Source organism: Spirillospora sp. NPDC046719, assembly GCF_040645715.1.
GTDB lineage: Bacteria > Actinomycetota > Actinomycetes > Streptosporangiales > Streptosporangiaceae > Spirillospora.
Genome location: NZ_JBEYYT010000026.1, coordinates 35353 through 48796 on the forward strand (window position 1 = coordinate 35353; position 13444 = coordinate 48796).

Below are 13444 nucleotides of genomic sequence, written 5' to 3' on the forward strand. Positions count from 1 at the left end.
GGTGCCAGCGCCTGAGCCTGACAAGACCGATCCCGCGATCATCCGCAACTTCTGCATCATCGCGCACATCGACCATGGCAAGTCGACGCTCGCGGACCGCATGCTGCAGTTGACCGGCGTCGTCGAGGAGCGCCAGATGCGCGCCCAGTACCTCGACCGGATGGACATCGAGCGCGAGCGCGGCATCACGATCAAGAGCCAGGCGGTACGGCTGCCGTGGAGCTCCGGCGGCACCGACTACGTGCTCAACCTGATCGACACCCCCGGCCACGTCGACTTCTCCTACGAGGTGTCGCGGTCGCTGGCGGCGTGCGAGGGCGCGGTGCTGCTGGTGGACGCGGCGCAGGGCATCGAGGCGCAGACGCTCGCGAACCTGTACCTGGCGCTCGAGGCGGACCTGCACCTGATCCCGGTGCTGAACAAGATCGACCTGCCCGCGGCGCAGCCGGAGAAGTACGCCGAGGAGCTGGCCGGGATCATCGGCTGCGACCCGTCCGACGTGCTGCGGGTGTCCGGCAAGACCGGCGAGGGCGTGCGCGAGCTGCTCGACAAGATCGTCGCGGACGTGCCGGCGCCGGTCGGCGACCCGGACGGCCCGGCCCGCGCGCTGATCTTCGACTCGGTGTACGACACCTACCGCGGCGTGGTCACCTACGTCCGGATCGTGGACGGCCACCTGTCGCGCCGCGAGAAGAGCCTGATGATGTCGACGGGCGCGGCGCACGACACGCTGGAGGTCGGCGTGATCTCCCCGGAGCCGAAGCCCGTCCAGGGGCTCGGCGTCGGCGAGGTCGGCTACCTGATCACCGGGGTGAAGGACGTCCGGCAGGCGCGGGTCGGCGACACGGTGACCGTCGCGGGCCGTCCGGCGCCGGACGCGCTCGGGGGCTACCAGGACCCGAAGCCGATGGTGTTCTCGGGCCTGTACCCGGTGGACGGCGACGAGTACCCCGAGCTGCGCGACGCCCTCGACAAGCTGCGGCTGAACGACGCGGCGCTGATCTACGAGCCGGAGACGTCGGCGGCGCTCGGCTTCGGGTTCCGCTGCGGGTTCCTCGGGCTGCTGCACATGGAGATCGTCCGGGAGCGGCTGGAGCGCGAGTTCGGCCTGTCGCTGATCTCGACGGCGCCGAACGTCGTCTACCGGGTGGTCATGGAGGACGGGTCGGAGCACACCGTCACCAACCCCAGCGAGTTCCCCGAGGGCAAGATCGGCGCGGTGTACGAGCCGGTGGTGAAGGCGACGCTGCTGTCGCCGTCCGACCACATCGGCGCGATCATGGAGCTGTGCCAGGGGCGCCGCGGGGTCCTGCTCGGCATGGACTACCTGTCGGAGGACCGGGTCGAGATCCGCTACACGCTGCCCCTCGCCGAGATCATCTTCGATTTCTTCGACCAGCTGAAGTCGCGGACCCGCGGGTACGCCTCGCTGGACTACGAGCCGAGCGGCGAGCAGGAGTCCGACCTGGTGAAGGTCGACATCCTGCTGCAGGGCGAGTCGGTGGACGCCTTCAGCCAGATCGTCCACAAGGACAAGTCCCGCGAGTACGGCCTGATGATGACGGCCAAGCTCAAGGAGCTGATCCCGCGGCAGCAGTACGAGGTGCCCATCCAGGCCGCGATCGGGGCGCGCATCATCGCGCGCGAGAACATCCGCGCCATCCGCAAGGACGTCCTCGCCAAGTGCTACGGCGGCGACATCTCCCGCAAGCGCAAGCTGCTGGAGAAGCAGAAGGAGGGCAAGAAGCGGATGAAGACGATCGGGCGGGTGGACGTCCCGCAGGAGGCGTTCGTCGCCGCGCTGTCCACCGGTGGCGAGTCCACCGACAAGGGACGCAAGTAGCGACCCCCGCGGCCGGGCGGAGCGCCGCCCGGCCGGATTCTCCGGCGACCGGCCACGTGCCGACCGGTTACGTGCCGACCGCTACTTCACGATCGGCTATTTGACGATCGGCCAGGCGACGACGACCGGGACCTCCCGGAACTCGCCGCGGTTGGCGGCCCGCGCCGCGTAGACGAGGAAGAACAGCACGACCGCGGTGAAGACCAGCGGCACCCAGATCAGGACGTCGACGGCGAGCGCGAGCAGGCCGCCGACGATCCAGACGGCGATCGCCGCGATGCCCATGTTCAGGCCCTGCGCGGCGTGCCGGCGGACGAACGGCGAGCGCGCCTTGCCGAGGTAGACGATGGCGGGCGCGATGGCGCCGACGAGGAACTGGCCGAGGTAGGCCATCAGCGACCAGGTCTTGTCGTCGTCGCTGACGGGACCGAAATGGCCGGGCATCTGCGCGGTGCCGCGCCCCTGGGCCGGCTGCTGCCAGCCCTGGCCCGGGCCGTCCTGCGGCGGCTGCTGCCACGCGCCACCGGGCTGCGGCTGCTGCCAGGCCGATCCGGGCTGCTGCCACGGGCTCTGCTGCTGGGGCGGCTGCTGCCATCCGGGCTGCTGTCCCTGGCCGGGCGACGGGGGAGGCCCGTAGGCCATGGCGGGTGTCCTCTCCGGGTTCGCTGAGCGAGCTTTGGCGAATAGTACGACTCCTAGGACGCATCCGGAGTTCGCCCGGTTTCCCGTCTTTCCTGCCCCCGCCGCCCGGCGGACGGCCCGTAACGGCCGGCGCCGGCCGTCAGGGACGCCAGAGGACGCCCGACGGGCTCTGCGGCGTGAGCGCGACCGAGCCCTTCCACGTCAGGAACGAGCTCCCCGGCAGGTACGACGAGTCCAGGAAGAAGCCCCGGTTGACGGCGGTGACGGTGGCGGGCGCGCCGTTGTCGCCGAGCCCGGTGGGCCGCCGGATCGCCTCGACGCTCGCGATGTCGGACGGCCGCGTGCCCTCGGGCAGCTCGACCGTCGTCGCGACGGGCCCGTCCCGGTCGATCGACCAGGTCGGCTGGTCGTGGTCGGACCGGTACAGCCGCGACGGGTCGGACTTCAGCCGCACCCCGAGCGCGACGCCCGGCACGGACCCGGTCCCGGTGGCGGCGCCGGTGGTCTTGGCGAACTCGGCGAACAGGTACGTGCGCTGGTCGCCGACCGCCGTCGTCGCGGGATCGGACGGGTTCTCGATCTTGCCTTCGCGGAGCATCTCCTGCGCCATGACCCGGTACGTCCACGGCTGCTGGTCCATCACGTACTCGCGGGTGCGGTCCTGCGGGCGCGTGGCGGTGACGTCCGGCATGAAGCGCAGCGGCGAGTCCGGCGTGACGGCGTCGCACATGTTGTTGTTCACCGTGCACGTCTGGAGGACCGGGTGGTCGGCCTCGTACTTGCCGGTGAACTGCAACGTGGCGTGGTTCGGCGCCTGGTAGACGCCGGTGCCGTCCACGCGGTTCCCCTGGGCGTCGACCTCGACGCGGTAGATCCACTCGATGTCGGTGGTGCGTCCCCAGCGGGCCATGAGGGCGGGCGTGTCCGTTCCGCCGTCCTCGTTGCTCCAGACGACCGAGTATTCGAGGATCTGGTGGCCGGGGGTGGTGGCGGGCCTGGTCTCGTGCCACGCGATCAGCGGGGTGTCGGTCGTGGCGTTCTGGTACGCGTCGCCGGTCACCGCGAGGGTCCGTCCCACCACGACGGGCGCGTAGCGCAGGACGAGCTGGTCGGCGGCGGGCATCCGGACGCCGGTGCGCGCGAGCCGCACCCGCTGCGCGGCGGGGGCGCTGCCCTTGGCGAACCGCAGGGTGACCTTGTGCCGGCCCCTGCCGACGCGGCCGAGGGCGAGGCTGCGGGGCGTCGGGTCGGACGACGGGACGACGAGGTCGGTGACGTGCCGGCCGTCCACCGCGATGGACACCACGGCGGACTCGGCGCCCTTCTTCGCCCACGACACCCCGGGCGCGGACGCGGTGAAGCCGATCAGGGCCTCACCGGCGCGGCCGGCGGTGAAGGTGAACGAGCGGGCGGGACCGCCCCGCTGGACGTTGATCGTCCGGGCGGCGGCGTCGGCGGAGGGAGCGGTGTCGGCGGAGGGAGCGGCTTCGGCGGGGGCGGCGAGGGCGAGGGGAGCGGCGGCGAGGGCGGCGGCGGACAGGGCGAGGGCTGTGTGACGCGCACGGCTTCTCATGATCGGGAAACCTAGGGCGGCCGGATTGCCCGCCGGTGACGGGCCGGTCCCCGGTGGATGTCGGGATCGTTGCCGCAAGGACGATCTTCGGAACGCCCCCGCGCCCCCGGCTCCGGGCAAGACGGCTCAGGCGCCGGCCCAGAGCGGGGCGAACGGCGCCGGATGCTGCATCGACACGGCCGCGAACCGCTCCTCCCCATCGGCGGACCGCCGCGCGGGGCGCGGCGACCGGCCGTCGGGCCCGTACAGGGTGAGGCCCAGCCCGGGCAGCCGCACGGCCCGCCCGCGCCGCACCACCTCGTGGCCCAGCTCGGCGAGGAGCGTGGTCACGTCGCCGGCGGGCTCGTCCAGCAGGTCGATCCCGTCGAGCCGGAACCGCATCTCCGGATTGCCGCTCCAGCCGGGCCGCCGCGTCCCGCAGATCTCCGCCACCCGCTCGGCCCCCGTCTCGGACCGGTCCGTCGACAGCGACAGCACCCCGCGCCCGACCTGCACGCTGCGGTGGTCGGCCCACCCGCACAGGAACTGCGCCCTCGGCGGCGGCGTGCCGCACCGCTCCGCGACGGCGTCGAGCGTCGCCCAAGCGTCCGACGCCGGGGTGCTGAACAGCAGGTGGGCGTCCGGGAGCAGCGCGCCGCGGCCCGGCTCCAGCGTGATCACGAACGGGGCGACCCGGCCCGGGAACCGCGCCGGGTCCGCCTCCCGGAGCGTGACCAGGCCCTCCCACTCGACCGGGTCGTCCACCGCGAACCAGGTGATCGCGGCCTCCGCGCCGAGGTCGCCGAAGGTCGCGTCGGTGAGCCGCTCGGCGATCACGGCGCGCATCCCCTCGGCGGTCTCGGCGAGCCTGCGCCGCCACCACGGCGGCTCGGGATCGGAGCGCCCGCCGGTCTGCCAGAGGGTGCCGGGGCCGTCGAACTCGGTGCGCCGCTCCGCGCCCTTGTCGTCCACGACGACGTAGTGCCATCCGCCGGGACCGCCGCGCAGCAGCACGCGCGCGGGCACACGCCCCCAGTCCACCGGCCCCTCGTTCCGCATTCGGACGACCCTATCCGCCCAAGAGGGGCGGCACGCATCATTGCGGCCCGTGCCGCCCGCGTTCCGCCCGGCTCGACCAAGATCGTCCCGCCCGGGCGGCGATCGCGGCCGGCGGTTTCGCCGCGACACGGCCGGCGCTCCTCGATCCGGGCCCGGATGTCGGTACCGTCGGGGGCAGTGCGTCGACGGTACCGGAGGTTCGAGCGTGACCCACTCCGAGCAGGTCCTGCGTTCCCCGGAGGAGCGCGAGACCGTGAACGGCGCCGTGCGCGCGCTGCGCTCGGCCGCGCCCCTGGGCTGGGAGCGGCTCGGCTTCGAGTTCCGTGCCACCGTCGGCATCGACAGCGCGTCCTTCGAGGTGGAGGACGCCGCCGGCGAGCGCCGCAAGGCCACGCCGCCCGGCCAGGCCGTCGGCAAGATGGACGAGCTGCGCCGCGTGATGTACCGGCGCGGCAAGGGCGCGTGGTTCACCGCCCGGCTGGAGATCGAGCGCTCGGGCCGGTTCAGCGCCGAGTTCGACTACGACGGCGAGCCCGAGTTCACGCCGCCGCTGACGCCGTCCGCCTACGCGCTGGACCTCGACCGCTTCCCCCGCACCGACGCGCACATCCCCGCCTGGCTCCGCCGCAAGCTCGACCAGGCCTGACCATCCCGCCGCGGGCGGCAGACTGTAGGGGTGCCCTCTACGCTGCCCGACGGTGATCCCGTACCCGCCGACGGCGCGCTGCCCGGCAGCGCGCTGGAGGGCCTGGGCACGCGGCCGTTCGCGTTCTACGTGCACGTGCCCTTCTGCGTGACCCGGTGCGGGTACTGCGACTTCAACACCTACACGGCCACCGAGCTCGGACCGGGCGCGAGCCGCGACTCCTACGCCGACACCGCCGTCGCCGAGGTCCGCATGGCCCGCAGGGTGCTCGGCGACGCGGACCTCCCGGTCCAGACGGTCTTCGTGGGCGGCGGCACCCCGACCCTCCTCGCGCCCGACGATCTCGGACGCGTCCTGGCGGCCATCGACGCCGAGTTCGGCCTCGCTCCGGGCGCCGAGGTGACCACCGAGGCCAACCCCGAGTCGGTGGACGAGTCCTACGTGGCGAAGCTCCGCGAGGTCGGCTTCACGCGCGTCTCCTACGGCATGCAGAGCGCGCGCGAGCACGTCCTGGCCGTCCTGGAGCGGACCCACACGCCGGGCCGCGTCCCCCAGGTCGTCGAGTGGACGCGCAAGGCGGGCTTCGAGCACATCAACCTCGACCTCATCTACGGGACGCCGGGGGAGACCGACGACGACTGGCGCGCGTCCCTGGAGGCCGCCCTCGCCTGCGAACCCGACCACGTGTCCGCGTACGCGCTCATCGTCGAGGAGGGCACCCGCCTGGCGGCGCAGGTGCGGCGCGGCGAGCTCACCGCCCCCGACGACGACGCCATGGCCGACCGCTACCTGATCGCCGACGACCTTCTGCGCGCGCACGGCCTGCACTGGTACGAGATCTCGAACTGGGCCTCGTCCCCGGAGGCCGCCTGCCGCCACAACCTCCTGTACTGGACGGGCGCGGACTGGTGGGGCGTCGGCCCCGGCGCCCACAGCCACGTCGGCGGCACCCGCTGGTGGAACGTCAAGCACCCCGCCGCATACGCCGCCCGCCTCGCCGAGGGCACCACGCCCGCGTACGCGCGCGAGATCCTCAACGCCGACGACCGCCGCATCGAGCGGATCATGCTCGAACTCCGCCTCGCGGACGGCTGCCCCGCCGATCTCCTCGACGACGCCGCCGTCCGCCGCGCCATCGCCGACGGCCTCGTCGACCCGGCCCCGTACGAGCGCGGCCGCGCCGTCCTCACCCGCCGAGGCCGCCTCCTGGCCGACGCCGTAACCCGCGACCTGACCTGACCCACCCGCCCCGACCAGAACCGTGGCCCCGCACACGGCCGAGCAAAACGGAGCGGCGTCCCCGGCTCGAACCCCACCCCGACAGTTCGAACCCACGCCCGAGAGTTCGAACCTCAGCCCGAGCAGTTCGAACCCACGCCCGAGAGTTTGAACCCCAGCCCCGGCAGTTCGAACCCCAGCCCCGGCACGGGTAGGCACGCGGAGCGAGTGCAGCGAGCGCAGCGGGCATGCCCGACGGTTGACAGGCTGTTTCGCGCGGAGCGCCAGCGGAGCGGGAAACAGCCTGTCAACCGTGACGGGGGTTCCAGGGGGTCGCCCCCTGGGCTAGCAACTCACGAAGTCGATGAGCTCCTCGACGCGGCCGAGGAGGGCCGGTTCGAGGTCGGTGTAGGTGGTGACGGAGCCGAGGATGCGTTTCCAGGCCGCGCCCGTCTCGCAGTCCCAGCCGAGCGCCTCGACGACGCCCTCCTTCCACGGGACGCCGCGGGGGACGCGGGGCCAGGCGGGGATGCCGACGGCGGCGGGCTTGACGGCCTCCCAGATGTCGATGAACGGGTGGCCGGTCACGAGGACGTGCGGGGACGACACCCGCGCGGCGATCCGGCTCTCCTTGGAGCCCTCCACGAGGTGGTCGACCAGCACGCCGAGGCGGCGGCCCTCGTCCGGCGCGAACTCCTCGACGATCGCGGGCAGGTCGTCCACGCCTTCGAGGTACTCGACGACGACGCCCTCGACGCGCAGGTCGTGCCCCCAGATCTTCTCGACGAGCTCGGCGTCGTGGACGCCCTCCACGTAGATGCGGCTCTCCTTGGCGACGCGGGCGCGCAGCCCCTGGACCGCGATCGACCCGGACGCCGAGCGGGCCGGGGCGGCGGGCGCCGCGGCGGGCCGGACGAGGGTGACCGGCTTGCCGTCGATCAGGAATCCGGCCTTGGTGAGCGGGAACACCCGGCGCTTGCCGAACCGGTCCTCCAGCGTGACGCCGAACTTGTCGCAGCCGACGACGGCGCCGCAGAAGCCGCTGTCGGGATCCTCGGCGACCAGGCCCGGCTCGGCCGGCACCTCGGGGATCCGCCCCTTGCGGGGGCGGCGCCAGTCGCCGGCGAGCACGTCGTCTCCGTAGTTCTTGCTCCGCACGGTTCCGCACACTAACGGCCGGGATAAGATCACGCAGCCGCGCGCGGCCCGGCGGCGGGCCGCGGCCCCCGGAACGTCCCCTCCGGGCCGTACACTTGGCACTCGGAACTACGGAGTGCCAGCAAGGCCCCGTCGGCGGTATATCTGGACGTGAGGACCTGTGGAAGGTGCAGAAGGAGGTGACCGGGTGCTGGACGACCGGAAACTCGCGGTGCTGCGCGCCATAGTCGAGGACTATGTCTCCACGAACGAGCCGGTGGGCTCCAAGGCCCTGGTGGACCGGCACAACCTCGGCGTCTCTTCCGCGACGATTCGCAACGACATGGCGGTGCTGGAGGAGCAGGGGTACATCGCCCAGCCGCACACCAGCGCGGGGCGGGTCCCCACCGACAAGGGATACCGGCTGTTCGTCGACCGGCTGTCCACGATCAAGCCGCTGTCGGTCGCGGAGCGCCGCGCGATCGAGACGTTCCTGTCCGGGGCCTACGACCTCGACGACATCGTCGGCCGCACGGTCCGGCTGCTCGCGCAGCTGACCCGGCAGGTCGCGGTCGTGCAGTACCCGTCGCTGACCCGCTCGTCGGTGCGGCACGTGGAGCTGGTCCCGGTCGCCGAGGGCCGGCTGCTGCTGGTGCTGATCACCAATACCGGGCGGGTCGAGCAGCGCGTCATCGAGACGGGGAAGATCTCCGAGGAATCCGTGGGGCACCTGCGGGCGTTGCTCAATACGTGCCTGGACGGGCTGGGTTTCGGCGACGTGCCGTCCGCCGTGGCGGACCTGCCGGACAAGGTGGGCCCGGACGAGCGGCCGGTGGCGGCCGCGGTCCTGTCCGTCCTGCTGGAGACCCTCGTCGAGAACCACGAGGAGAAGATCGTCTTCGCCGGCGCGGCGAACCTGGCCGCCGTCGACTTCTCGCAGAGCCTGCGGGAGGTGCTGGTGGCGCTGGAGGAGCAGGTGGTCCTCATGCGGCTGCTCGGCGAGACCGGCGACTCCTCTACTCTTACGGTGCGGATCGGCACCGAGAACCCCGATGAGGGGCTCCGTTCGACCTCGGTCGTCGCAGCCGACTACGGCGTCGGCGACCTCACGCTGGCCCGGCTGGGTGTGCTCGGGCCGACACGCATGGATTACCCCGGCACGATGGGAGCGGTACGGGCAGTGGCACGCTACGTGGGACAGATCCTGGCGGGGTCGTAAGTGGCCAACGACTACTACGCGACCCTCGGCGTCCGCCGGGACGCCAGCGCCGACGAGGTCAAGAAGGCGTACCGGCGGCTCGCGCGCGAGCTGCACCCGGACGTCAACCCGGACCCGGAGACGCAGGAGAAGTTCAAGGAGATCACCCAGGCCTACGAGGTGCTCTCCGACCCGAAGAAGCGCGAGATGTACGACCTCGGCGCTGATCCGTTCGCGCCGGGCGGCGGCGCGGGCGCGGGCGCCGGGGGCTTCGGCGGCGCCGGGTTCCCGTTCAGCGACATCATGGACGCGTTCTTCGGCACCGCGACCTCCCGCGGTCCCCGTTCGCGCGCGCGCCGGGGCCGCAACGCGACGCTGCGCGTCGAGCTGGACCTGGCGGAGACCGCCTTCGGCACGACCCGCGAGCTGTCCATCGACACCGCGGTCGCCTGCACGACCTGCGAGGGGACGGGCTGCGCGCCCGGCACCCACCCGGAGACCTGCGAGACCTGCCACGGCCGCGGCGAGGTCCAGCAGGTGCAGCGCTCCTTCCTCGGGCAGGTCATGACGGCCCGGCCGTGCCCCGCCTGCGGCGGGTTCGGCTCGGTGATCCGGCACCCGTGCACCGAGTGCTCCGGCGACGGCCGGGTCCGCACCCGGCGCACCGTCAAGGTCAAGATCCCGGCGGGCGTGGAGAACGGCATCCACATCCAGCTCGCCGGCGAGGGCGAGGTCGGCCCCGGCGGCGGCCCGCCCGGCGACCTGTTCCTGGAGATCGCCGAGAAGCCGCACCCGATCTTCGAGCGGGAGGGCGACGACCTGCACTGCACGGTCGAGATCCCGATGACCGCCGCCGCGCTCGGCACCAGCGTCACGATCGAGACGCTGGACGCCGCCGAGGAGGTCGACATCAAGCCCGGCACGCAGTCCGGGCAGGTGATCACGCTCTACAACCGGGGCGTGCGGCACCTCAACGAGAGCGGCCGCGGCGACCTGATGATCCACGTGAACGTGGAGACGCCCGGCAAGCTCGACGAGGAGCAGGAGGAGCTGCTGCGCCGGCTCGCCGCGCTGCGCGGCGAGGAGCGCCCGCCCGGCAAGTTCGCGCCGGGGCAGCGCGGCATGTTCTCCCGCCTCAGGGACGTTTTCAACCAGCACTGAAGAGCCACCGTGGCGGGCTACCGCGAGGGCCGCGACGGCACGCCGCCGGCTCCGGGCGGGCCCGCCGCCGGCGGCCCGGGGGGAGGGCGATGAGTCCGCCGGTGTTCCTCGCCGACCCGGCGCGGCTGCGCGCCGACCGGGTCGTCCTGGACGGCGCCGAGGGGCGGCACGCCGCGACCGTGCGGCGGCTGCGTCCCGGTGAACGGGTCGACCTGACCGACGGCGCCGGGCTGCTCGCCGAGTGCGTGGTCGCGGCGGCCGACCGGGCGTCGCTGACCCTGGACGTGCTGTCCCGCCGCACGGACCCGGCGCCCGCGCCGCGCCTCGTGGTCGTCCAGGCGCTGCCGAAGGGCGACCGGGGCGAGCTGGCCGTGGAGACCATGACGGAGGCCGGCGTCGACGAGATCGTCCCGTGGGCGGCGGCCCGGTGCGTGACCCAGTGGCGCCCGGAGCGCCGCGAGAAGGCCCTCGGGCGGTGGCGCAACGCCGCCCGGGAGGCGGCGAAGCAGGCGCGCCGCAGCCGCCTGCCGGAGGTGCCGGATCTGGCGTCCACCGCCGACGTCGCCGACCGGATCGCCGCCGCGTCGCTCGCGCTCGTCCTGCACGAGGACGCCCAGGAGCCGCTCAGCGCCGTCCAGCCGCCCGAGGACGGGGACATCGTCCTGGTGGTCGGCCCCGAGGGCGGGATCGCCGACGAGGAGCTGGAGCGGTTCGCCGCGGCGGGCGGGCGCCCCACGCGGCTCGGCCCGACGGTGCTGCGGACCTCGACGGCCGGGGTGGCCGCCGCGTCCGTGCTGCTGGCCGCCACCGGCCGCTGGTGACCCGCCCCCGGCGAGACCGAGAGGCGGGCCGGCGGCGAGCGCGGGCGTGGTCAGGGCGGGCCGGGGCTAGGGTGCGGAGGCGCCGGTGCCCTGGTCGGTGGTGACGGCGGGAGCGCTGCTGGTGGGCGTCGTCGGCTGCTCGGTCGGCTGCGTGGGCGTCGTCGGCGGCGGAGTCGTCGGGGTCTCCGTCGGCGTCGGGCTCGTGGTGGGGCTGCCGCTCGGGCACGGCGAGGCGGACGCCTTGCCGTGGTGCGCCGCCTGGGACGGGGACGTCTTCGTGCCGCCCGCCCCGGGGGACTTGCACGGCGCGGGGCTGGACGAGACCGAGGGGGACGTCGCCGTCGAGGCGGAGGCCGACCCGGACACGCCGGGCTGGGACGGCGTGGGCGAGCCGGGGAGCACCGGGCGGCCCTGCGAGTCGACGCGGTCGCCGGTGTGGTCGCCGTGGTCGTCGCCGGACGGGCCGTTGCTGCCGACCGAGTGCTGGATGAGGTCGATCGTCTGCGGCGCGGTCACGCCGAGGCCGGCGATCGCCACGGCCGCGGCCACGGCGAGCGCGGGCCGCGCCCAGGTGAGGGCGAACCGGTCCAGCCCGAACCAGGCGGTGCCGAACCGTTCCAGGCCGAACCAGCGTCGGCGGCGCGGATCGGCTATCCGGGCCCGGATGCGCTCCAGGCCGTCGTCGGCGGGTGTGACCGAGTCCGCCTCCGCGTGCAGGGCGCGGCGCAGGATCTCGCCGTGCTCGTCGTGGGGGTCGGTGGTCATGAGAACTGCTCCAGGACGTTGCGTAGCGCGGTCATGCCGCGCGCCGTATGGCTCTTCACGGCGCCTCGGGAGATCCCCATCGCGTTGGCGATCTCCGCTTCGGACAGATCGGCGTAGTAGCGGAGGACGAGCGCCTCCCGCTGGCGTGCGGGGAGCCGGGAGAGCGCGTCGATCACCGCCGAGCGTTCGAGCTCGCCGATCGCCCCGGCCTCCGCGCTCGGCGCGTCCGGCAGCCCCTTCGGGGCGTACTTCTCGACGACGGCGCGGTGCCGCAGCACCGATCGCGACCGGTTGACCACGGACTGGCGCAGGTACGACAGGGCCTTGTCGGGGTCGCGCAGTCGGCGCCAGCCGCCGTGCATCGCCACGAACGCGTCCTGGACGACCTCCTCGGCCGTTCCCGAATCGCGCACGAGCATGGCGGCGAGACGCACGAGCGAGCGGTAGTTGGCGCTGTAGAGCGCGGTCACCGCCTGATCGGCGTCCCAGGCGACGGCCACGGCCCCCGCCGTTCCCCTGGCCACGAGGGTCTCGGTCACGTCAGTGGGACGCGCACCCTGGCCGCTGGGTTTACGAAAGGGCATTTTCCTGAGGACCTCGGTCACCTATCCGCCGCCTTCACCGTCCCCCGGCCGCCTTTCGGACGGACCTTTCGGACCGGCATCGAACCGGGTGTCCCCCACCCGCGCGAAGACGCGGCAACGCCTTCGGACCGGGGGGTACGCCCTGAGTTGACAACCTTAACCAGTGGCCGGTCGGAATGCGGCTCGACAACCGGAGATCGACGCCGGAAACCTTAGCGATCATGGGGCGCCGCGGACCATCCCCGCACCGGTCTCGATAGGATCTCGGGGCGCGGTTCCGGCCGCCGTGAGGGGAGACAGATGACCGACTGCCTGTTCTGCAAGATCGTTTCCGGGGACGTGCCCGCCAAGGTCGTCCGGGACTCCGAGCGCGTGCTGGCGTTCCGCGACATCAACCCGCAGGCGCCCACGCACGTGCTGGTCATCCCCAAGGACCACCACCCCACGGCCGCCGAGCTCGCCGCCGCCGACCCGGCGCTGCTGGCCGAGGTCCTGGGCGAGGCCCACCGGGTCGCCGTGGACGACGGCGTCGACGGCACCGGCTACCGCATCGTCTTCAACACCGGCGCGCAGGCCGGCCAGACGGTCTTCCACGTGCACGCGCACGTGCTCGGCGGGCGTGGCCTGAACTGGCCGCCCGGCTGACCGGTCCCGGACCGGCCGGGGGGGGCGGGGGCGCGGGGGGGGCCGGGGGGGGCGGGGGGATGGGGGGGGCGGCGCCCCCCCCGCGGCCGGGGAGGGGGACCTCTCCGTTGGTGGCGCCCGAGCGATCGATGATCCGGACCTTGGCGAACGTCTGGTCGAACTCGCTGAGGTAC

The 13444-nt window shown here is 73.4% G+C and carries 13 protein-coding genes; 7 read left to right on the top strand and 6 right to left on the bottom strand.

From position 1 onward, the window contains the following. Position 1: 1 nt before the first annotated feature. Entirely contained in the window at positions 2-1843 is a 1842-nt protein-coding gene (gene lepA, locus ABZ914_RS07470; protein WP_190856198.1) for a translation elongation factor 4, read from the top strand. 96 nt (positions 1844-1939) lie between these two features. On the opposite strand, the gene ABZ914_RS07475 is transcribed toward lepA, so the two are convergent. From ABZ914_RS07475 to ABZ914_RS07485, 3 genes are all read right to left on the bottom strand, one after another. Next, a complete protein-coding gene (locus ABZ914_RS07475) occupies positions 1940-2485 on the bottom strand; it encodes a DUF4870 domain-containing protein (protein WP_500192231.1) in 546 nt (181 codons plus the stop codon). Positions 2486-2624: 139 nt separating this feature from the next. Further along, entirely contained in the window at positions 2625-4058 is a 1434-nt protein-coding gene (locus tag ABZ914_RS07480) for a hypothetical protein (RefSeq protein WP_500192232.1), read from the bottom strand. Positions 4059-4184: 126 nt separating this feature from the next. Then, on the bottom strand, positions 4185-5096 hold the full coding sequence (locus ABZ914_RS07485; protein WP_500192233.1) for a hypothetical protein: 912 nt from the start codon (positions 5094-5096) through the stop codon (positions 4185-4187). 205 nt (positions 5097-5301) lie between these two features. Here ABZ914_RS07485 and ABZ914_RS07490 point away from each other — a divergent pair, with 205 nt between their 5' ends. Together ABZ914_RS07490 and hemW are read left to right on the top strand one after the other, a co-directional pair. Further along, positions 5302-5742: an antitoxin YezG family protein gene (locus ABZ914_RS07490; RefSeq protein ID WP_190856194.1), complete on the top strand. Its 441-nt coding sequence runs from the start codon at positions 5302-5304 to the stop codon at positions 5740-5742. Positions 5743-5772: 30 nt separating this feature from the next. Beyond that, on the top strand, positions 5773-6981 hold the full coding sequence (hemW, locus tag ABZ914_RS07495; RefSeq protein WP_500192234.1) for a radical SAM family heme chaperone HemW: 1209 nt from the start codon (positions 5773-5775) through the stop codon (positions 6979-6981). A gap of 324 nt (positions 6982-7305) precedes the next feature. On the opposite strand, the gene ABZ914_RS07500 is transcribed toward hemW, so the two are convergent. Continuing rightward, positions 7306-8118 carry a DUF3097 domain-containing protein gene (locus tag ABZ914_RS07500; RefSeq protein ID WP_433238518.1) on the bottom strand — a complete coding sequence of 271 codons (813 nt, stop codon included), beginning with the start codon at positions 8116-8118 and terminating at the stop codon, positions 7306-7308. A gap of 187 nt (positions 8119-8305) precedes the next feature. Between ABZ914_RS07500 and hrcA the strand changes: the two genes are divergently transcribed. From hrcA to ABZ914_RS07515, 3 genes are all read left to right on the top strand, one after another. After that, positions 8306-9316, top strand: coding sequence for a heat-inducible transcriptional repressor HrcA (hrcA, locus tag ABZ914_RS07505; RefSeq protein ID WP_190856191.1), 1011 nt, complete (start codon positions 8306-8308; stop codon positions 9314-9316). Beyond that, positions 9317-10456, top strand: a complete 1140-nt coding sequence (gene dnaJ / locus ABZ914_RS07510) for a molecular chaperone DnaJ (protein WP_151596929.1) — start codon at positions 9317-9319, stop codon at positions 10454-10456. Positions 10457-10545: 89 nt separating this feature from the next. Beyond that, positions 10546-11277, top strand: a complete 732-nt coding sequence (locus tag ABZ914_RS07515) for a 16S rRNA (uracil(1498)-N(3))-methyltransferase (protein ID WP_500192235.1) — start codon at positions 10546-10548, stop codon at positions 11275-11277. Between the two features lie 66 nt (positions 11278-11343). Here the strand turns inward: ABZ914_RS07515 and ABZ914_RS07520 are convergent, their stop codons facing one another. Together ABZ914_RS07520 and ABZ914_RS07525 are read right to left on the bottom strand one after the other, a co-directional pair. Continuing rightward, positions 11344-12042 carry a hypothetical protein gene (locus ABZ914_RS07520; protein ID WP_500192236.1) on the bottom strand — a complete coding sequence of 233 codons (699 nt, stop codon included), beginning with the start codon at positions 12040-12042 and terminating at the stop codon, positions 11344-11346. Continuing rightward, entirely contained in the window at positions 12039-12626 is a 588-nt protein-coding gene (locus ABZ914_RS07525) for a SigE family RNA polymerase sigma factor (RefSeq protein WP_190856284.1), read from the bottom strand. Before ABZ914_RS07525 ends, ABZ914_RS07520 begins: the two co-directional genes overlap by 4 nt. A 300-nt stretch (positions 12627-12926) precedes the next feature. Between ABZ914_RS07525 and ABZ914_RS07530 the strand changes: the two genes are divergently transcribed. Beyond that, positions 12927-13271, top strand: coding sequence for a histidine triad nucleotide-binding protein (locus tag ABZ914_RS07530; protein WP_500192237.1), 345 nt, complete (start codon positions 12927-12929; stop codon positions 13269-13271). Positions 13272-13444: the final 173 nt, after the last annotated feature.